We start from the raw sequence: 19,815 nt of genomic DNA, 5'->3' as shown, positions 1-19,815 counted from the left end.
GTACGAATATTTACCATATTTAGAAGGATGGGCGGATACCCAAATGATCGTCTAACTCTTGATAAATCAAGGGAAAAGATAGTTTAATTGCGCCGGTTTTAGACCGGCACAATATAATTCTGTTTTATAGCGATAAATCTACAATAACAGGAAAATGATCTGACGGAAATTTTCCCTGATACGTATCAGTCAATATTGCATAGTTACTTACTTTTGTTTTAGGAACAACAAAAATATGATCTATCCTTTCTTTCTGTTTAATACTTTTACCCCAGCCATTAAAAGAAGAGCTTGGTTCATAGATTTGAGGACTAACAGTATAACTATCGACCACAGTTTTGCTGTTTGCTAAAGTAAAATATGCTTCATTATGTTCATCAACATTGAAATCACCGGTTAAGATTAAAGGAAGATTACCGGCTAATTCCTTTGCCTTAGTTAAGATCAATTTAGCACTTTCTTTTCTCGCTTCAACACCAACATGGTCAAAGTGCGTATTCATAAAAATAAATGATTTTCCACTTTTTTTATCCTTTAAAACTGCCCATGTGCAGATTCGTGGCAGTGCAGCATCCCAGCCTTTATTGGGTTGTTTTGTATCTGTCGCAGACAACCAGAAAGTTCCGCTTTTAATAGCGTCAAAACGGTTCTTGTTATAAAAAATTGAAGAATGTTCTCCTTTTTCTGCACCATCGTCTCGACCAACACCTATCGATTTAAAATCAGGAAGACGTTCTTGAAGATCTTTCACTTGGTCAATAAATGCTTCCTGTATACCGAAAATTTCGAAATTATGGAATTTAATCAAATTGGCTACAGCATCTCTGCGTTCATTCCACATATTACCAATATCATGATCATTTTTCTGTCTTATATTGTAGGTGGCCACTCGCATTTGCTGTGCAAGAGCACTTCCTAAACCCACAAGTAAAATAGAGAAAGCAAGAATAATTTTTTTCATTAACTTATTTTTTTATAAATGTGTTGTTCATATCTATGAACTGCTATACAAGGTTAATTATTTTTTGAGTAAAGTCTTTAAAAGCTCAGGTTCATTCGTTGTAATGTAATCAATCTTTTGACTGATCAGAGATTTCATATCATCTTCTTTATTAACTGTCCAAGCATTTGTCGTCAGCTTTAATGCTTTTGATTCTTGTAACCAGGTTGGGTTTTTCGTGAAAACACTAAGATGATAATCAATACCCGTTAAACCATCTTTTTTAATTTGATCAGGAGCAATATCGCCATTTAAATAGGCGACCTTAGCTTTAGGATCAAGTTCATGGATCTTTTTACAAGCATCATAACTGAAAGCAATATATTCAGTTACTTTTTCAGCTTTTAATTCTTTTACTAAAGCGACAGCTTTTTCAGTAGCCTCCAAGGTACGTTCAAGTCCTAGTTTATTAGTCTTCAATTCAAGAATTAATTTTAAACCTTTAAGCTTTAACCCTGCTTTGATATATTCCTCTAAAGTAGGAATTTTCTCACCATTTGGATGGCTTTTGGCCAATAACTCCTGGTAAGTAGCGGTCGCAATATCTATTCCGTAAAAATCATTATCATGATTGACAACAAGTACATTATCCTTTGTAAGATGTACATCATATTCCGAACCCCAAAGATTTAAATCCTTAGCGGCTTTTAACGAAGCAATTGAATTTTCCGGAACTTTCGTGTTTTTAAAAGCTCCACGGTGAGCAATGATTTTGGTTTGAGCATTTAATTCAGTGATTCCCATAACGGCCATAGTGGCAAGGATTACAAAAACTGTTTTTTTCATCGGATATAAATATAAAGTAGTATTCATGTTTTCTGGTATAGACGAATACTTTGTTTTACTTAGGAGTCTACGAGCTCTTTTTGTTTTAAATATAAAAAATAAGCGATCATAACCTGTTCCCATAGATTGCAAATTATTACGGGCTTAGTTTTACAGACTAAATTTAAACAAAAAAAATGGTACCTCGATAATTATCGAAAGTACCATTTTTGTGTAATTTCCGAGTTAAGGAAATATTAAGTTTTATTATTGTTATCGTTTACCTTCCCACTCAGCATAAAATTCATCTAAAAAAGAAAGCATAAATTCATGTCTTTTTTCAGCGATAGCTTGAGCGGCTTTGGTATTCATTTTATCTTTAAGCAATAAAAGCTTTTCGTGAAAATGATTAATTGTCGGTGCTTCAGAATGTTTGTAGCTTTCCTTGTCCTGATATTCTTGAACAGGGACATTCGGATTATACATTTCTCTGTTTTTATGACCGCCATAGTTAAATGCTCGAGCAACACCAATTGCACCTATTGCATCCAAACGATCAGCATCCTGAACAATCTCAAGTTCCTTAGAATGAAAAACGATTTCGCCAAGACTTGCCTTAAAAGACATGTTTAAAATAATTTTTTCAACATGTTCAATTACGTCTTTATCAACGCCTATAGAGGTTAAAAATTCACCAGCAACACGAGGGCCTATCGTTTCATCTCCATCGTGAAATTTGCTATCAGCAATATCATGTAATAAAGCGGCTAGTTCGCAAGTTTGGTAATCCGCCTCTTCCGTTTGAAGAATTAATTTTGTGTTGTTCCATACACGTTGGATATGAGACCAATCATGACCAGATTCAGCAAATTTTAATCTGTCCTGTACAAATGCAACCGTACTTTCAATAATCTTATTCATAAATTACTTTTGGTTTTTCGCGAGTTCCCTCGTATAATTCGTATTCTAATAAACGACAATCTAATTTACCGTTATAAAATTCAACTTTTCTAGAAGCCCGTAAGCCTATCTTTTTGGCAAGATCCGGATTTCCAGTAAAAATGTAACCTTTATAACCCTTGCAGTTTTGTTTTAGAAAGTCACCTACACGTTTATATGTTAATTCCAATTGACTATGATTACCAAGGCGTTCACCATATTCCGGGTTAAATATAGCAATTCCTTTTTCTTCTTGTGGTACAGTTGTGTCAGCAAAATCACAAACTTGAAAATCAATAAGCTGATCTACACCAGCAGTCTTGGCATTCATGATCGCAATATCTACCGCCTGTTGCGAAAGATCTGAAGCAATTATCTTCGGATTTGCTTTCTTATTGACCTGTTCTTTAAGATTTCTTCTTTCTTGAAAAAAGACTTCTTCATCGTAACCAATGAAATGCATAAACGAATAGTTCATGCGGTAAAGGCCGGGACGACGGTTGGTCGCGATCAATGCTGCTTCAATAGCTAAAGTACCAGAACCGCACATTGGGTTGACAAAAGATGATAGACCATCCCATTTCGTTGCAAGAATAGTACCAGCAGCAAGCGCTTCTAACATTGGTGCCTTTCCAGGGTGTTTACGATAACCGTGTTTTGCTAGCGTCTCACCGGAAGAATCGATAAAAACTTCTGCGCGATCATCTTTCCAATACAGATGTATAACAGCTTTGTTTGCATCAGAACCCGAATTTGGGCGAATGTCCTTTTTTTCTTTGATACGATCAACTATGGCATCCTTAACTTTCAAATTCGCAAATAAAGGTGTCGTGATTGTTTCGTTATCGACATTTGAAGTCACAGAAAAATAGCCGTCAAAAGCAATAAGCTCTTCCCATGCGATGTCTTTCAGTTCATCGTATAGTTCCTGAGGGTTGGACGCTTTAAATTCTTTTATCGAATAAAGAATCTGAGAAGCAGTGCGCAAATTCAAATTTAACTTAATCGTTTCATTCAAGGTGTTAAATAATTCTACACCAGTAGAGAAAGAACGTTTGATCTCGAAGCCAAGTTCTTCGACTTCTTGTTGCAAATAAGGAGAAAGTCGCTTATTGCAAGTGATGATGATTTTATTGGGGGTGTTGAAAACTTCCATAATATTTGTACAAAGTTAGTTAATCTCTTACTCAAAAAATGCTTATTTTTACGGTTTAATATTTTTGATTATGGAAATTAGAGGAAAAGTACACGAAATAGGTGCTACGCAACAAGTAACAGAGTCATTTAAGAAACGTGATATAATCGTGGCTTACGCTGAAAATCCGCAGTTTGTTGAATATATTCGCTTTGAAGCTACTCAAGACAGAACATCAATTTTTGATGGTTTGACTGTAGGTGAAGAAATTGAAGTTTCTTTCAATTTACGTGGTCGTCCTTGGACAAATAAAGAAGGTGTAACAACATACTTCAATTCATTAGTTGCTTGGAGAGTTACTAAATTAGCAAATACTGCTGCTTCAGCTCCTGCTCCAGGTTATGCTGAAATGCCAGCTCCAGTTGATTTATCAGGATCAAATGACGACGACGATTTACCTTTCTAGTCTTACGCGAATCTCAAATATAAAAAAGCTTCAATTCGCCCTGCGCTTATTGAAGCTTTTTTATTAACCAGAAATGTATTTGCCAAAAGGAATTTTACGAATACCGTATATAAGCATAATACTGATGGCAAGTGTAACAAAAGTTGCTAAAGGAATCTTTAAAAATGTGCCCACGGGTAATATCGGATGTACATAATTTAAAATCAGGATATGGCAGAGATATATTCCAAAACTATATTGATCGATCCATAATGCCCACTGGGGAAGTTTTAGATCACGCGATATTGTTTTGATGAATATAAATATACCGGTAGCAATCAGGACTGTATTCGGTGACAAATAACCGTATAAAAGTGGACGAAATTCATGTGCGCTTAAACTCATTTCATAAGTAAAATAAGCTGTTCCCAATGCAGCCATGATAAATAAAAACAAACACCACCATTTTATCCCCCTAAAATCTTTCACCTTCAAATAATAGCCTAAGATCAAGTACCCTGTATAACTCGAAAAAAATGTAAGATCGAATTTTGGTAGATAGGTTGAAAAGTTTTTGTTGAATATAAACAGCGTTATAAACCATAAAACTAAAAAAATCTCCAGTTCTCTCATGGATGAATGCTTTACGATCTTTTGAAGAAATGGAATAGCAAGGTATAGACCCATGATCATATAGAGATACCAAAGATGTGCGTTCGCACCGTTTTTGAGTCTATAGACCAATGTAGAGATCAATTGGTCTATATTTAATTCCAGCACATTCGTGTTATAAAAAAAGTAAATAATAGTCCAAAAAAGAAAGGGATAAAAAATCTTAAGGAGTCTTTTTTTATAAAACTGTCCTGTATGTTCTTCTTTCGTCAACAGGAGAGCCCCAGAAAGCATCACAAATATAGGGACAGAGAATCGAGTGAAACTATTTATCAGATTTGCATATTTCCAGTCAAACCCAGCTATATCAGTACTATTTAAGTAACCAGAAGATGCGTGTATCGCGATAACTGCAATGGTAGCAATAATTCGAAGGACACTGATATAGCTAAGTTTTTCGGTCATATTATCTGTTAGTCTGCACTTGGGATTCTGTTCTTTTGTACAAATTGAACCAAAAATACGCAAGCAAGTAAAGCGCCTATAGTGGCCATTCCAACACCTACTAAAGAAGGAGTATTATACATTAAGCCATATGTAATGGGTATACCTCCTAAATAAGCTCCTAAAGTATTACCCAAGTTGAATGCTGCCTGACCACCCGCTGCTGCCAAAGTTTCAGCACCTTTAGCAGTCCGGATCAACATCATCTGTGTAGGTGGACCTATTGTAAAAGAAACCAAACCCGTAATAAAGGCCATAATGTATGCTGACCATTGAAATGGTGAAACAAAATAAACAAAGACTAAACATATCGCCATAGCACTAAAACTAGCAATAGCCGCTTTTGTCGGAGAGATGGTATCAGCCATTTTTCCACCCAATAAATTTCCAAAAAACATACCTATACCGATTAAAATCATAATAATAGGCACACGATTAGGGTCAAGTCCAGATACATTTGTAACCAATGGAGCAATATAGCTGATCCAGGCAAAAAGACCTCCAGTTCCGATTGCAATAATTGCCATCAGTAGCCATGCTTCTTGCTTTTTGAAAAAACTTACCTGTGCTATAATATTGTTTTGTTTAGAAGATTCAATTTTTGGTAACCAAAGATAAATCATTAAAAATGTTAGGAGGCCTAGTACACTGATGACACCATAGGTAATGCGCCAAGAGTAATGATGTCCGATATATGTTCCTAAAGGCACACCTGCTAAATTAGCAATCGTCATACCTGTAAACATAATCGATATTGCCTGCGCCTCTTTACCTTTAGGAGCTAATCTAGCTGCAACAACAGAACCTACACCAAAGAAAGCTCCATGTGGCAAACCGGACATAAATCTGGAAAGTTGCATGGTAAAATGGGTAGGAGATATAGCAAATAATCCATTAAAAATGAAAAATAGAACCATTAAAAAAAGTAAAACGTTTTTAGGAGGGTATTTTCCGGATAATAGTACTAATGTAGGGGCACCAACAACAACACCGATAGCATAAAGTGCTATTAAATGGGCAGCTGTTGGAATATCGATATTTAAGTCTTTTGCGATGTCTGGTAAGATTCCCATCATAGAAAATTCTGTCATTCCTATAGCGAGACCTCCAAATGCCAATGCAATAATTCCTTTATTCATATTTTTTTGCTCAGATAGTGACGAGCGTGTCGTTAATGATAGAAAAAGCCATTTAAAAAATTAAATGGCTACACGTTTATTCTTTTTTATTGCCAGCGTTTCTGCGGGACACAAATTACATCCTTTGTTTTACGTAATATGATAGGACGCTGATCATATTTATTTTCTAATACTAGAGAATCTTTAGAGTGGAAAGCAACTTTAAACCTTGGTAAATATTGACCTTGGCGATAGCACCCAGATACTTTTTGTTTGCCATTTTCTTTGACGTATATACCATCGACAATGACACTGTCACCACGTACAACATAAATACCTTTAGCATATTCGATCCAAGACCCATTATTATAACAGCTATCTGATATCTGCTTTGTTTTAGCATGGACATACATGCGTGCATAAATGGAGTCACAGGTAAAACGGAAATCTGTGAGCGTATATTGCAACATTTGATCTTGGTCGGCAATACTGTCTTGTTTCCATTCCCCTTGCAAATAACCAGCACCCTCAGATTGCATTTCCGAATTGAATTTGCAACTTCCAAATAGCAAAAGCATACCCATTGCTAAAAATAGGTATGCTTTGATATTTTTTAATTTATTTAAAAATGGAATCATAGCCTTATTTTAAGCTACCTACCATTTCTTCAGGTTTTACCCACTCGTCAAATTCTGCAGCAGTTACATATCCTAATGCAATAGCCGTTTCTTTTAATGTCGAGTTATTTTTATGTGCTGTCTGTGCAATTTCTGCCGATTTGTAGTAGCCTATTTTAGTATTCAAAGCCGTTACCAACATCAAAGAGTTATCAACTAATTCTTTAATACGAGCATAATTTGGTTCAATACCACTTGCACAGTGCTCTTCAAATGATACACAAGCATCTCCGATTAATCGAGCTGATTGTAAAAAGTTAGACGCCATTAAAGGTTTGAATACATTCAATTCATAGTGACCTTGAGTACCACCGATAGTAATAGCTACATCATTACCCATTACCTGAGCAGCAACCATTGTTAAAGCCTCACATTGAGTAGGGTTAACTTTTCCAGGCATGATCGAAGAACCAGGTTCATTTTCAGGAATAATAATTTCACCAATACCAGAGCGAGGACCAGAAGCCAACATGCGGATATCGTTAGCAATTTTATTTAACGAAACTGCTAATTGTTTTAATGATCCGTGTGATTCAACAATGGCATCATGCGCAGCTAAAGCTTCGAATTTATTCTCAGCAGTAATGAAAGGATGACCAGTAAATTCAGCGATATATTTTGCTACCAGAACATCATATCCAGCAGGTGTATTTAATCCCGTACCAACTGCAGTACCACCTAATGCTACTTCTGCCAAATGCGCTAAAGTATTTTTAACAGCTTTGATACCATAATTCAACTGTGCTACATAGCCTGATAATTCTTGACCCAATGTTAAAGGAGTTGCATCCATTAAGTGAGTACGGCCAATTTTAACAACATTCATGAATTCAGCAGATTTTTTTGCTAATGTATCACGTAGTTTTTCAACACCAGGAATTGTTACTTCAACAACTGCTTTATAGGCCGCTATGTGCATTCCAGTAGGGTAGGTGTCATTAGAAGATTGTGATTTGTTCACATCATCATTCGCTTTTAACACAGGCTCACCTTCTCCAATTTTGAAACCAGCTAATACCTGAGCACGGTTTGCAATTACTTCATTTAAATTCATGTTAGATTGAGTTCCCGAACCTGTTTGCCAGATTACCAATGGAAATTGATCGTCCAATTTACCAGCTAAGATCTCATCACAAACTGCAGCAATAGCATCACGTTTCTCAATAGGTAATACACCTAATTCAGCATTTGCATAAGCAGCAGCTTTTTTCAAGTAAGCAAAACCTTCGATAATTTCATGTGGCATAGATGCAGCAGGACCAATTTTGAAATTATTGCGTGAACGTTCTGTTTGAGCACCCCAGTATTTATCTGCAGGTACTTGAACTTCACCCATGGTATCTTTTTCTATTCTAAATGACATAGCGTTTGATTTTTTTTAATATGACAAAGTTAAGTAAAAATATAGAGAACAGGCATTCAAACACTTCATCTTAGTAAAATTTGAATGTCATAGTATCTTCAAATGTTGTTAACCATTCAATCGTTTGGTTAATTGTTCATTGATATGATGGAAAACTTGAATTGGTTTTAAGGTACGCCAAGAAAGATCATTGAGGTTTCCTCCAAAATTGATATAATAATCAATATTATTTTGCATAAATTCTGTGATGACATGTGTCCTAAAATTAACAGCAGCTATCCAACCATCATCAATATCCTGAAACCATTCTTCATAATAAGTATCATCTGAAGCATGAAAATTAAGAATATTTTCACCAATTAATATAAAATGATTAATACCCGAAGCGATCATCAGATCAATCACTTCACGCTTCAGGATCATAATGTCATTATCAATGGCATCATTCCATTCGCCGATCAGTTCGATGATGCAAAATTGCTTGTCATAGTCTACAAAAAGGACTTTCAAATATAAAGTATGTGAACCAAAGTCGTCCCACTGGGGGTGTAAAAGGAAATTATAAATCTGTTTATCGTATTCAAATTCATTATATATCATTCCGTAAAAAGGAGACTGTTCATCTTCCGATGCGATATAATCATGTCTCCAATTGTAAAAAGGTTCAATTTCGTGCATTTTGGCAGATTATTTGATTGTTACAAACACAAAGTTGAGAAAACTTTCACATATTAACCACTTTTAACGACTTTTGTTTTAATCCAAAAATCAACTCATATATTGTGGTTTTAATGGATAAAACTTAGTATTTTTGAAGCATCTTTTCATATGCAAGGAAGTATAAAACGGAATATTTTTGTGGCAGCAACATACGCAGGAGTTTTACTCGTGGGGCTATTGCTTGGGCAAAAATATGCCGATGAACAAGGTAATAAACAATCAACTTCTATTCTAGCAGGGGGGCTGACCGGTAATTCTGAAAAAGTTCAATATCTGGTTAATTTAATATCGGACAATTACGTTGATAAAGTAAGTTTAGATACGATTCAGGATGAAGCCATTCAGCATATCATTACCCGATTAGATCCTTTTTCAACCTATTTAAAACCCAATGAACGTTTAGCACAAGCAGAGGCTCTGGAAGGAACTTTTGATGGTATTGGTGTTGAGTACTTTAATCTTAACGATACCTTGCTTGTTGTCGGAATGATCTCAGCCGGTCCTGCAGAAAAGTCTGGAATGAAGATTGGAGATCGATTGGTCAAAATTGCGAATCGAAATATAGCTGGCGTACGTGTGACTGAAAATGAAGTAGACAAGTTGATTCGAGGTAAAAAAGGATCTACAGTAGACATCATTGTGAAACGAAATAACGAAATTTTGACAACTCCGCTCAAAGTTGTTCGCGATCAAGTATCTGTGAGTACATTGGATGCATCCTATATGATAGCTCCTAAAGTAGCTTACGTAAAAATAAGACGCTTTGGGCATCAGACTTCTGAAGATTTTAAAATCAAATTGCGCGATCTTCGAAAAAGTGGAGCGCAAGATTTAATTTTAGATTTGAGAGGCAATGGCGGCGGTTATGTACATACAGCTATTGAAATAGCCAGTATGTTTTTTAAAGATAAGCGTTTACTGATGTATACTGAAGGAGCCAATGAATTGCGAAGGGATTATTTCTCAAAAGAAGCAGGTGATTTTAGTGAAGGTCGCATCGTAATACTTATTAATGAAGATTCAGCTTCCGCAAGCGAGATCGTGACAGGTGCGCTGCAGGATTTAGATAGAGGTACAGTAGTCGGTCGTCGTTCCTATGGCAAAGGATTAGTTCAAGAACAATTTGACTTTGCCGATGGCTCTGCCGTTAACCTGACAGTAGCACGTTATTACACCCCTTTGGGCAGATGTATTCAGCGCAAATATACGCGTGCAAATTACGATCAGTCTAAGTATATGACCACATTTGACCTATGGACGTTGGATACCGAATTTAATCCGCATGATTTATATACCACCAGTAAGGGGAAAATGCTATTTGGGGGAGGTGGAATTCAGCCCGACGTTCTCATTCCAATAGATTCCAATGAAATCAGTGCTAAATATAGAGATATATATCATTCCAATAGTATACAAGAATTTGTTTATGATAGGTTTACAAAAAAATTGCCAGCTTATTCCATAGAAAATTTCTTGAGTGGTTACAATTTGCCTGACTCCGAGTTTAATGATTTCATTTCCTTTTTATTAAAAAAAGGAATAGCTGTGAACAAACTTGAAGCAGATCGTCTGCATCAAATTATTCAGTCAGATATTGAGGCACTAGTAGGACGTTATTATTTTGGTAGAGAAGCTTACTTTAAGATAAAAAATAGAAAAGATCATTTTGTTGCAGGAGCATTTCGTGCATTGGGAATTCAGATGCACTAAAGGTGCTTCAATTTCAAATCACTCCAGATAGGGTAGTGGTCTGATAATTTTCTTTTAACCACATGATAATTTAAGATATCAAAATTGGAACTGGCAAAAATATAATCAATTTGAAAGATCGGCAATAATTCATAATGCGTCACTCCCCAACCCGATCCTTTTTCTTTAAATGCATTGTGGAGCCCCTTACTCACCCGATTTACTGAATAGCTCATAGGAGTATCATTAAAGTCACCCATTACGATAAAAGGGAAAGGACAAGCGTCCATATGTTTTTTTAAAGAACTCGCCTGTTCACTTCTAAATTCAAAAGCATTTTTAAGTTTTCGTCCAATGCGACGTGTAGCGGCATTATCAGTCTCCTTTTTGGATGATGGATTTTGAAAAAATTCCTTTTCATCATTTTGAAGAGCAAAAGATCTGAGATGAACATTGTAGACGCGGATAGTACTATCATTTTTTTCAATATCTGCGTACGAAATGCGGTTGATACCATAGTCATTATCTAAGATATTACCAGAATTTATAATCGGATATTTGGAGAATATGGTCATTCCATAAGCCTCATAATCATTTTTGGCACTTTCTGCAAAATAATGATAGTCATAGCCTAGTTTGCTCTTAAACTCATTAGAGATGACATATTTCCCTTTTATTTTACTGTAATATTCTTGGAAACAGACAATGTCAGGTTTAATACTGTCCAATATCTTTATCGCATCATTTTTGAAGTTTTTCTTTGAGTCGTTGATATCTTTAAAAAGATGGGCATTGAAGCTAAGTACGCGGATCTGATCAGATGCTTTTTGAGTTATTGGAGAGCTCGAACGTAAATTCCAATGTTTTGTTAGCAGTGGCCAGCCAAGTAAGATCGTTGCTAAAGAAAATACAATCATTTTAGGTTTTCTTAACAACCAATAAGCGATAAAACCAATATTGACAAGTAATATCGGTAAATAACCTAAACCAAAAAATGCAATAGGCCAAACTGTCTTAGGATTGATGAAAGAAGCAGAATAGCTAATCAATAAAGCAACAATAGCAAGAATGTTAAAAATGAAAACGGTCCTGCTTAAATAGCCCAATTTTTTTTTTAACAATACACGCTTAACCATCGATCTTATTATTATTGCTTGCTTTGAAAAGAATTTCTTTTTCGTGTGAACTTAGACTATCATAGCCTGTTAAGGATATCTTATCCAAAATTTGATCGATCTGATCCTGATTCGGTAAATCATAACGATGATGCTTTGATTGTTGTGCACCATTACCTACGACAACTTTCATTTTTGTGGATCTTTTCTGTTTTCTTTTAAATACTTTAGACCAGTCCATGCCCGATTGCAGTGCATAAATAAATCCCATTCCAAAGAGAATGGAACAAAAATAACTGATGGCCGCAGGTCTATTCGTAAGAATAAAGAACAAAAACTGGATTGCAAAATAAATGATAGCGATAGTCTTTAATTTAACATTCCCAAACAGCAATAGTCTAAGTTCATATTTTGGAACTAAGGTAGCTGTAGCAGCTAAAATTGCAGCTAATCCAAATGCTCCAGTGCTCAATGGAGGATTAATCGTATTGGAGAAAAGAGCAAGGTGTGAGAAGACTAAAAAGATCAGTCCCGACATGATAGCGGAGACAATGTAAATGAAAAGAAACTGTTTCCTATTTAAAAAATTAAAGAAAATAGTACCTAACCAATATAGCCATAAACAATCAAAAGCAACGTTGAAAAGGCCTGTATATAGAAAGTTATACGTAATTAGAGACCACGGTTGCTGGATGAATGTCTGAAAATTTGTTGGTAAACTTAGTTTATCTACGCTCCATTGAAAAAGAGGGAAAGAAATAATCTTCAGCTCAAAAAGGAGATCAAAAAAATAAATCAGAATAAATAGGAAAACCTGTCCACCAATAATAAATGGAATGGGAGAGCCTGAACCGAAGGTTGTCCTGATAAAGTTTTTGAACGAGTTTTCCCTCATCTTATAAAGATAATTAATATATTCCTTTTTTAATACCCCAGACCTTTAATAGTATATAACCAAATAAAGCTCCACCGACATGAGCTAAGTGTGCAATTGATCCACCTGAATTAGAAAAACCTAAATAAATTTCAATCAAGATCAGGATTGGAATAAAGAATTTAGCTTTTATAGGTACAGGTATAAAGATAAGGGCTAGCTTTAAGTTAGGGAATAAATAACCAAATGCTAGTAGTAAACCATAAATAGCACCAGAAGCACCAACTAAAGGTGTATTATAGATAGAAACCAAAGTACCTAAACCAGCCTGAGATACCAAAGGATTATTGGTATAAACTGTGCCGGCAAGCATATCAAATGTTAAACTGCTACTAGGGCTGATCGTACCTGCAATTTGATAAACTTCGAATGCTTGAACACCAAACTGAAGGATCAGGGCGCCAATTCCTGTAAACAAATAAAAATTCAGAAAACGTTTAGCTCCTAATACCTGCTCCACGATAGGACCAAACATAAATAAAGAGAACATATTGAAAAATATGTGTGTAAACCCTCCATGCATAAACATATAGGTGATGATTTGCCAAATCCTAAAAAAAGGAGAGTCCGGGTAGAACACGCCAAACATTCGGGTGGAGTTTGTAAATATCATTGAACCGATAAAACAAACTACATTGATAATCAGTAAGTTTTTGGTTACTGTTGGTAAATTTGATAGCGGATTAGCGTTATTCATAAATTTAAATTAGTTTTTACTAAACTTTTCTAATAGTTCCTGTAAGGTAATGGTAATAACGATTGGTTTCCCAAAAATAGAGATATTTGGAGACTCACAAGCGAAAAGCTGATCAATAAGTTCTGATATCGCATTATTATCCAGAAAAGTACCTGGTTTTATTGCCGCATTTCGCGCTAAGCTTTTTGCTAAATTCTCACGTTTCTCAATTTTGAAATCATTAAGATTGTTCTTATAATCTTCTAAGATTTGTTCAATAATTTTACGTTCGTCAATTCCGGTACCTAAATCTGCAGGTATTCCGTCAATGATATAGCTGTTTTTTCCAAATGAACGAATTTGAAACCCTAAACTTTGAATATCTTCCAATAAATCTTGCATCAATTCATTATCTGAAGGATTTAAATCAATACTTTGAGGAAACAGACTCTGTTGACTCAAACCTTTATGTTGATCAAGCTGTGATTTGAACTGTTCAAATAAGATGCGTTCATGAGCAGCTTGTTGATCGATCAGCATCACACCAGAATGAATTTGTGAAACAATGAATCGATTATGGATCTGAAAAAATTGTTTCGTTGTCGCTTGACTTTTTATACCCTGTATCTGATGAATTGGACGGTCTTGTTGTTCGTGCTCTAAAGGCAGTTGCATCGATTCATCCTGTTCAGTAATTTGATATAAAGTATCCCAATTTTGAGGAATGGCCGTTTTCTTTTCAAAACCTGCGAGATAATTATCTGATCGCGAAAATGTCGTCTTTGTAATCTGATCAGGTTCAAACGGATTAAAATCAGGATTAAAATTCACCGTAGGTACAATGATCTCGTCCAAAGGTTTTGGCGTGATCATGTTTGAGAAACCTGTTTCTTGTTCAAAATCCAAAGAAGGCGCGATATTATATCGTCCCAAAGACCTTTTGACAGCAGATCGGATGATCGCGTAAATTGCCTTTTCATCTTCGTATTTAATTTCCGTTTTCGTTGGGTGTACATTGATATCAATCTTTGAAGGATCGATGTCAATGAAAAGCACATATAAAGGAAATGTTTCTGCTGGCAGAATTTCTTCAAAAGCATTCATTACAGCATGATTCAAGTAATGGTCTCTGATAAATCGCTTATTAACAAAGAAGAATTGTTCCCCTCTTGTTTTTTTAGCAAACTGAGGCTTTCCTACAAAACCATTTACTTTTATGATCGTGGTATCTTCTTCTACAGGTACTAATCGCTGATTATACGTGTTGCCAAATAGATGAACAATACGTTGTTTCAATGTTTCCGCAGGTAAATGAAACATTTCATTACCATCACTATGTAACGTCAAAAAGATTTCAGGATTAGCTAATGCTATCCGTTGGAACTCTTCAATAATATGACGCATCTCGACCGAATTGCTTTTTAAAAAGTTTCGGCGTGCAGGTATATTGTAAAATAGATTTTTAATGGAAATATTGGTGCCAGCAGCGACAGCTTCTGGTGCTTGATTGATGATTTTAGAGCCCTCTATCTCTACGACAGTACCCAATTCATCCTCAAAACGACGTGTTTTTAATGTCACATGTGCAATGGCAGCGATGGAAGCCATTGCTTCACCTCGAAATCCCATTGTACGAATGGCAAACAAATCTTCTGCTTTACGAATTTTGGAAGTAGCATGTCGTTCAAAACAAAGACGTGCATCCGTCACGCTCATTCCACAACCATTATCAATCACTTGAATTAATGATTTTCCAGCATCTTTGATGATCAATTGTATCTTGTCAGCCCCAGCATCAATAGCATTTTCAATCAATTCTTTGATCGCCGCGGCAGGTCTTTGTACGACTTCACCCGCTGCAATTTGATTGGCAACATTATCTGGTAATAATTGAATAATATCCGACATATGACGCGAAGTTACGAAATTAATGAGGAATGCTTTTAATTCCGTTAGAAAGTTGTCGTATAAATTACATTACTTATTAACTTTCATGAGTTAGATTTGATACGTAATACTTACGTATCAAATCTAACTGTTCGTTATTGCATTTCCAGTTTAAGGAATCGAGCCGTTTCGCTCTTTTTATTTTTGATTAACTCTTCAGGTACACCTGCAAATAAGACATTACCGCCTTCTTTACCACCTTCAGGGCCAATGTCAATCACCCAATCAGCACATTTAATAACATCGAGATTATGTTCGATGATTAAGATCGTGTTACCACGGTCAACTAATCGGTTGATTACGCCCATCAATACATTAACATCCTCAAAATGCAAACCCGTTGTCGGCTCATCTAAGATATAAAATGTATTTCCGGTGTCTTTCTTGGAAAGCTCTGTCGCCAATTTAATCCGTTGTGCTTCCCCGCCCGATAATGTTGTTGAAGACTGTCCCAATGTAATATAACCCAAGCCAACATCCTGTAATGTTTTAATCTTACGATAGATGGAAGGAATATTTTCAAAGAAAACGACTGCCTCATCAACACTCATATCCAGGATATCTGAGATGGATTTACTTCTGAAGCGAACCTCCAAAGTTTCTCTGTTATAACGTTTTCCATGACATGTTTCACAAGGAACCTGGACATCAGGAAGGAAATTCATTTCCACAACCTTCATTCCACCACCTTGACAAGTTTCACAACGACCGCCTTTCACATTAAATGAAAAACGTCCCGGTTTATAACCCCTTATTTTCGCTTCAGGAAGTTGGACAAATAAAGTTCTGATATCTGAAAATACACCCGTATAAGTAGAAGGGTTTGATCTTGGCGTACGACCGATCGGACTTTGGTCTATTTCAATGACCTTATCGACATGCTCCAGACCTTCGATACTTTTGTAAGGAAGTGGAATACCTTTTGCACGGAAAAAATGTTTATTTAGAATCGGATATAACGTACCGGTAATCAAACTTGATTTACCAGAACCCGAAACACCCGAGACAAGAATTAATTTTCCAAGTGGAAAATCAACAGAAACATTTTTTAAGTTATTTCCTGTTGCACCTTTTAAAGATAATGTTTTTCCGTTTCCAGCTCTTCGTTCTGAAGGAATAGCAACCTCTTTTTTCCCATTTAAATAAGCTGCAGTTAGTGATTTTGATTTCAGGATATCTTTCGGTTTTCCTTCAGCAACCACTTGACCACCATTGACACCCGCGGCAGGTCCCATATCAATAACATAGTCTGCATTTAAGATCATGTCTTTATCATGTTCAACAACCAGCACTGAATTGCCGATATCACGTAAATTTTTTAAAGAATTGATCAGACGCTCATTATCTCTCTGATGGAGACCGATGCTCGGCTCATCCAAGATGTATAGAACATTGACAAGTTGGGAACCTATTTGTGTCGCAAGTCGTATACGTTGCGCTTCACCACCAGATAGCGATTTAGAAGAACGATCTATAGTCAGGTAATTTAAGCCTACATCCAGTAGGAAACCTAAACGCGATTGTATTTCTTTTAATATTTCGGTAGCAATGATCTGTTGACGTTCATCTAAAGAAGCGTTTACATTTGAGAACCATTCATATAGCGATTTAATATCCATATGTGCCAGTTCATAAATGTTTTTACCGGCAAATTTAAAATGTAGTGATTCCTTTTTAAGCCTGGCGCCTTCACAAGTTGGACATACAATCTTTGATCTGAAATCATCTAAAGAAGACATATCATCACTAGATTTACCAGACTGCTCCTCTAGCATTTTGAAAATGCCAGAAAACTCAATGCGGTAATCACGTACATCGTAACTGCCGTAGGAAACAGCAACTGAAATAGGCTCCTCAGCACCAAATAGTAACGTGTCGATTTGCTCTTCTGTCAACTTCTCTAGCGGTGTTGTCAAAGAAAAATCAAGTTTTTTAGCCACAGCTTTCAACACTTGGAAGTTCCAGGTCTCCTTTGCAGGTCCTAAGGGAGCTAAGCCTCCTTTTTGAATGCTTAATTTTCCATCAGGGATAACTGTGTTTTTGTCAATTTCAAAAATATATCCTAGGCCATCACATTTTGGACAGGCACCGTATGGGGAGTTAAATGAAAACGTATTAGGCTGCGGTTCATCGTAAGAAATACCTGATTCGGCATCCATGAGATAGCGGCTGAAAAATTGCTCCACATTTTCTTGATTGGCTACCTTAATAATTCCTTTTGCTGTCTTCATCGCTTGCATAACAGATGTTTGCAACCTTTTTTTATCGTCGGCAGTAACCTTTAGGCGGTCGATCACAATTTCAATATCGTGTATTTTATAGCGGTCTACCTGCATTTTAGGCGTTAAATCTACGATTTCTCCATCTACACGGACTTTAACATAACCCTGTTTACGGATTTGCTCAAACAACTCACGGTAATGACCTTTACGCCCTTTGATCACGGGAGCTAAAATATTCAAAGCCTGTCCATCAAAATCGGTTAAAATACGATCAACAATCTGGTCGTCAGACATGCGTTGCATGCGATTGCCTGTAACATAAGAAAATGCTTCACTTGCGCGAGCAAATAGCAAACGCATAAAATCATACACCTCAGTGATAGTGCCGACAGTAGAACGCGGATTTTTGCTTGTTGTTTTTTGTTCAATAGAAATCACAGGACTCAAACCAGAAATTTTATCTACATCCGGTCGTTCCATACCACCTAAAAACTGACGGCTATAAGCGCTAAATGTTTCCATGTAACGTCTTTGGCCTTCCGCGTATATGGTGTCAAAAGCTAATGACGATTTACCACTGCCACTTAATCCTGTAATAACAACCAATTCGTTTCGAGGAAATGAAATGTCAATATTTTTGAGGTTATGTACACGTGCTCCAAATACTTGAACTTCACTTTGTTCACCTAAATCAGGTGTGATTTTCTTTGTCATGTAACCGCTGTTTTCTTCCAAACGCAGATGAATTTCTGCAAACATGCAAAATTACTTATTTTTAATGAACTTTAAGAGTGCTCATCTCTTTATTATTGTCACGCTATTGCAAATCTATACCCTAAGTAAAAGGTATAATTTGTATTTTGCCACCACAAAAGTTATATGAAGAAATTAGACGTTACTAAACAAGAAAAAGAATCCTTAGAAGAAGCAATACAATTTTGGGAAAAGGAAAATGTAATTGATGCATCGACAGCAAAAGCTATGGTCGATAGCATTGACGTCAAAAGCTTTGATTGGAAGCGCCTAGCACGGTATGCATTTTGGGTTGCCTTAGCATCTTTGGTATTTGCAGTTTTTTCTTTAATGACTGATACTGCATTTCTCAAATTTGTAGATACACTGTACGAAGCGCCCAATATTTTATTCTGTCTCTTTTTTGGTGCTTTAGCTGTATTGTTTTATACCCTCGGCTTTCGTTACAAAACAAAATTTCCTAATAAAAATCTTTCTATTGAAACCATGATGTTGATAGGTGTTTTTTCGACAGCAGCATGCATCGGATTTTTAGGAAAGGTATTGGATAAGAATAGTATGCACTATTCTTTACTGTTTCTATTATCAGTCCTCATATACGGATATCTCGCGAACCGCTTAAAATCTAAGCTCATATGGGTATTTATGCTTGTTGCATTAGGAATCTGGTTTGCGACCGAAACAGCCTATCATAGTGATTGGGGATTTAAGTTCTGGGGAATGAATTACCCACTACGTTTTACTATTTTTGGACTAATGTTGACATTAATTGCTATTTATGTGCAGCCACGGTTCAAAAAACTAGTAGAATTTCAACCGCTAAGCTACCTCATTGGCTTACTATACTTAATGATTTCATTGTGGTCTCTTTCTATTTTTGGTAATTATTCAGATTTCTATGAATGGACTTTAGTAAGACAGTACCACATCTTTTATTGGGGTCTGTTGTCGACAGCAGTAGCCGCAGGTCTCGTTATCTATGGACTAAAGATGAAAGACAATACAACAAGAGAAATTGGTTTTGTATTTTTTGTATTGAATGTCTACACAAGATATGTAGAATACCTTTGGGATAATATCAATCGTGCAATCTTTTTTCTTATTTTGGCAGTATCATTCTGGTTTGTTGGTCGTTGGGCAGAAAAATTATGGCAAAAAAGAGAAGATAGTTTAGATACCTAATATCACGATATAAGTACCA

17 protein-coding genes are annotated in these 19,815 nt (G+C 36.0%); 3 read left to right on the top strand and 14 right to left on the bottom strand.

Annotation, left to right across the window (positions count from 1 at the left end; genetic code table 11):
- Positions 1 to 124: 124 nt before the first annotated feature.
- From FHR29_RS22970 to FHR29_RS22955, 4 genes are all read right to left on the bottom strand, one after another.
- Positions 125 to 961, bottom strand: a complete 837-nt coding sequence (locus tag FHR29_RS22970; RefSeq protein WP_183917448.1) for an endonuclease/exonuclease/phosphatase family protein — start codon at positions 959 to 961, stop codon at positions 125 to 127.
- Positions 962 to 1,018: 57 nt separating this feature from the next.
- A complete protein-coding gene (locus FHR29_RS22965) occupies positions 1,019 to 1,786 on the bottom strand; it encodes a glycerophosphodiester phosphodiesterase family protein (RefSeq protein WP_183917447.1) in 768 nt (255 codons plus the stop codon).
- 252 nt (positions 1,787 to 2,038) lie between these two features.
- Positions 2,039 to 2,686 carry an HD domain-containing protein gene (locus FHR29_RS22960; RefSeq protein ID WP_132841010.1) on the bottom strand — a complete coding sequence of 216 codons (648 nt, stop codon included), beginning with the start codon at positions 2,684 to 2,686 and terminating at the stop codon, positions 2,039 to 2,041.
- Positions 2,679 to 3,860 (bottom strand): class I SAM-dependent RNA methyltransferase, encoded by a 1,182-nt coding sequence (locus FHR29_RS22955; RefSeq protein WP_021187917.1) that lies wholly within the window; start codon positions 3,858 to 3,860, stop codon positions 2,679 to 2,681. Before FHR29_RS22955 ends, FHR29_RS22960 begins: the two co-directional genes overlap by 8 nt.
- Positions 3,861 to 3,930: 70 nt before the next feature.
- Between FHR29_RS22955 and FHR29_RS22950 the strand changes: the two genes are divergently transcribed.
- The gene (locus tag FHR29_RS22950) at positions 3,931 to 4,305 is read left to right on the top strand and encodes a DUF3127 domain-containing protein (protein ID WP_021187916.1); all 375 of its coding nucleotides are present in this window, start codon (positions 3,931 to 3,933) and stop codon (positions 4,303 to 4,305) included.
- A 63-nt stretch (positions 4,306 to 4,368) separates the two neighbouring features.
- Here the strand turns inward: FHR29_RS22950 and FHR29_RS22945 are convergent, their stop codons facing one another.
- From FHR29_RS22945 to FHR29_RS22925, 5 genes are all read right to left on the bottom strand, one after another.
- A complete protein-coding gene (locus FHR29_RS22945; protein WP_183917445.1) occupies positions 4,369 to 5,361 on the bottom strand; it encodes an acyltransferase in 993 nt (330 codons plus the stop codon).
- Positions 5,362 to 5,369: 8 nt separating this feature from the next.
- Entirely contained in the window at positions 5,370 to 6,539 is a 1,170-nt protein-coding gene (locus FHR29_RS22940; protein ID WP_132769279.1) for an MFS transporter, read from the bottom strand.
- 86 nt (positions 6,540 to 6,625) lie between these two features.
- A complete protein-coding gene (locus tag FHR29_RS22935; RefSeq protein ID WP_168127608.1) occupies positions 6,626 to 7,156 on the bottom strand; it encodes a fumarate hydratase in 531 nt (176 codons plus the stop codon).
- A gap of 4 nt (positions 7,157 to 7,160) precedes the next feature.
- Positions 7,161 to 8,558, bottom strand: a complete 1,398-nt coding sequence (fumC, locus tag FHR29_RS22930; RefSeq protein WP_021188024.1) for a class II fumarate hydratase — start codon at positions 8,556 to 8,558, stop codon at positions 7,161 to 7,163.
- Between the two features lie 108 nt (positions 8,559 to 8,666).
- Positions 8,667 to 9,236 (bottom strand): hypothetical protein, encoded by a 570-nt coding sequence (locus FHR29_RS22925; RefSeq protein WP_183917443.1) that lies wholly within the window; start codon positions 9,234 to 9,236, stop codon positions 8,667 to 8,669.
- Between the two features lie 180 nt (positions 9,237 to 9,416).
- Between FHR29_RS22925 and FHR29_RS22920 the strand changes: the two genes are divergently transcribed.
- Positions 9,417 to 10,988: a S41 family peptidase gene (locus FHR29_RS22920; RefSeq protein ID WP_311732313.1), complete on the top strand. Its 1,572-nt coding sequence runs from the start codon at positions 9,417 to 9,419 to the stop codon at positions 10,986 to 10,988.
- Here FHR29_RS22920 and FHR29_RS22915 read toward each other — a convergent pair.
- The 5 genes from FHR29_RS22915 to uvrA form a co-directional block, all read right to left on the bottom strand.
- The gene (locus tag FHR29_RS22915) at positions 10,985 to 12,103 is read right to left on the bottom strand and encodes an endonuclease/exonuclease/phosphatase family protein (RefSeq protein WP_132841019.1); all 1,119 of its coding nucleotides are present in this window, start codon (positions 12,101 to 12,103) and stop codon (positions 10,985 to 10,987) included. The two genes, FHR29_RS22920 and FHR29_RS22915, sit on opposite strands and share 4 nt — an antisense overlap.
- Complete coding sequence (locus FHR29_RS22910; RefSeq protein WP_183917439.1) at positions 12,096 to 12,977, bottom strand: rhomboid family intramembrane serine protease; 882 nt, start codon at positions 12,975 to 12,977, stop codon at positions 12,096 to 12,098. The genes FHR29_RS22915 and FHR29_RS22910 overlap by 8 nt, the downstream gene beginning before the upstream one ends.
- A gap of 13 nt (positions 12,978 to 12,990) precedes the next feature.
- Positions 12,991 to 13,713 (bottom strand): rhomboid family intramembrane serine protease, encoded by a 723-nt coding sequence (locus FHR29_RS22905; protein ID WP_183917437.1) that lies wholly within the window; start codon positions 13,711 to 13,713, stop codon positions 12,991 to 12,993.
- 9 nt (positions 13,714 to 13,722) lie between these two features.
- Positions 13,723 to 15,600: a DNA mismatch repair endonuclease MutL gene (gene mutL / locus FHR29_RS22900; protein ID WP_132769269.1), complete on the bottom strand. Its 1,878-nt coding sequence runs from the start codon at positions 15,598 to 15,600 to the stop codon at positions 13,723 to 13,725.
- A 134-nt stretch (positions 15,601 to 15,734) separates the two neighbouring features.
- Positions 15,735 to 18,575, bottom strand: coding sequence for an excinuclease ABC subunit UvrA (gene uvrA, locus FHR29_RS22895; protein WP_031287009.1), 2,841 nt, complete (start codon positions 18,573 to 18,575; stop codon positions 15,735 to 15,737).
- 165 nt (positions 18,576 to 18,740) lie between these two features.
- Between uvrA and FHR29_RS22890 the strand changes: the two genes are divergently transcribed.
- Positions 18,741 to 19,796: a DUF2157 domain-containing protein gene (locus tag FHR29_RS22890; RefSeq protein WP_132841024.1), complete on the top strand. Its 1,056-nt coding sequence runs from the start codon at positions 18,741 to 18,743 to the stop codon at positions 19,794 to 19,796.
- Positions 19,797 to 19,815: the final 19 nt, after the last annotated feature.

Origin of the sequence: Sphingobacterium sp. JUb56, assembly GCF_014191365.1 — a bacterium.
Classification (GTDB): domain Bacteria; phylum Bacteroidota; class Bacteroidia; order Sphingobacteriales; family Sphingobacteriaceae; genus Sphingobacterium; species Sphingobacterium anhuiense.
This window is presented reverse-complemented; position numbering and strand designations above follow the sequence as displayed.

Excerpts from the sequence above, each read along its gene's own strand:
- FHR29_RS22905 (WP_183917437.1), bottom strand. The coding sequence starts at position 13,713 with ATGAATAACGCTAATCCGCTATCAAATTTACCAACAGTAACCAAAAAC.
- uvrA (WP_031287009.1), bottom strand. The coding sequence starts at position 18,575 with ATGACAAAGAAAATCACACCTGATTTAGGTGAACAAAGTGAAGTTCAA.
- FHR29_RS22890 (WP_132841024.1), top strand. The coding sequence starts at position 18,741 with ATGAAGAAATTAGACGTTACTAAACAAGAAAAAGAATCCTTAGAAGAA.
- FHR29_RS22940 (WP_132769279.1), bottom strand. The coding sequence starts at position 6,539 with ATGAATAAAGGAATTATTGCATTGGCATTTGGAGGTCTCGCTATAGGA.
- FHR29_RS22955 (WP_021187917.1), bottom strand. The coding sequence starts at position 3,860 with ATGGAAGTTTTCAACACCCCCAATAAAATCATCATCACTTGCAATAAG.
- FHR29_RS22970 (WP_183917448.1), bottom strand. The coding sequence starts at position 961 with ATGAAAAAAATTATTCTTGCTTTCTCTATTTTACTTGTGGGTTTAGGA.
- FHR29_RS22935 (WP_168127608.1), bottom strand. The coding sequence starts at position 7,156 with ATGATTCCATTTTTAAATAAATTAAAAAATATCAAAGCATACCTATTT.
- FHR29_RS22950 (WP_021187916.1), top strand. The coding sequence starts at position 3,931 with ATGGAAATTAGAGGAAAAGTACACGAAATAGGTGCTACGCAACAAGTA.
- FHR29_RS22965 (WP_183917447.1), bottom strand. The coding sequence starts at position 1,786 with ATGAAAAAAACAGTTTTTGTAATCCTTGCCACTATGGCCGTTATGGGA.
- FHR29_RS22925 (WP_183917443.1), bottom strand. The coding sequence starts at position 9,236 with ATGCACGAAATTGAACCTTTTTACAATTGGAGACATGATTATATCGCA.
- mutL (WP_132769269.1), bottom strand. The coding sequence starts at position 15,600 with ATGTCGGATATTATTCAATTATTACCAGATAATGTTGCCAATCAAATT.
- FHR29_RS22910 (WP_183917439.1), bottom strand. The coding sequence starts at position 12,977 with ATGAGGGAAAACTCGTTCAAAAACTTTATCAGGACAACCTTCGGTTCA.
- fumC (WP_021188024.1), bottom strand. The coding sequence starts at position 8,558 with ATGTCATTTAGAATAGAAAAAGATACCATGGGTGAAGTTCAAGTACCT.
- FHR29_RS22915 (WP_132841019.1), bottom strand. The coding sequence starts at position 12,103 with ATGGTTAAGCGTGTATTGTTAAAAAAAAAATTGGGCTATTTAAGCAGG.
- FHR29_RS22945 (WP_183917445.1), bottom strand. The coding sequence starts at position 5,361 with ATGACCGAAAAACTTAGCTATATCAGTGTCCTTCGAATTATTGCTACC.
- FHR29_RS22960 (WP_132841010.1), bottom strand. The coding sequence starts at position 2,686 with ATGAATAAGATTATTGAAAGTACGGTTGCATTTGTACAGGACAGATTA.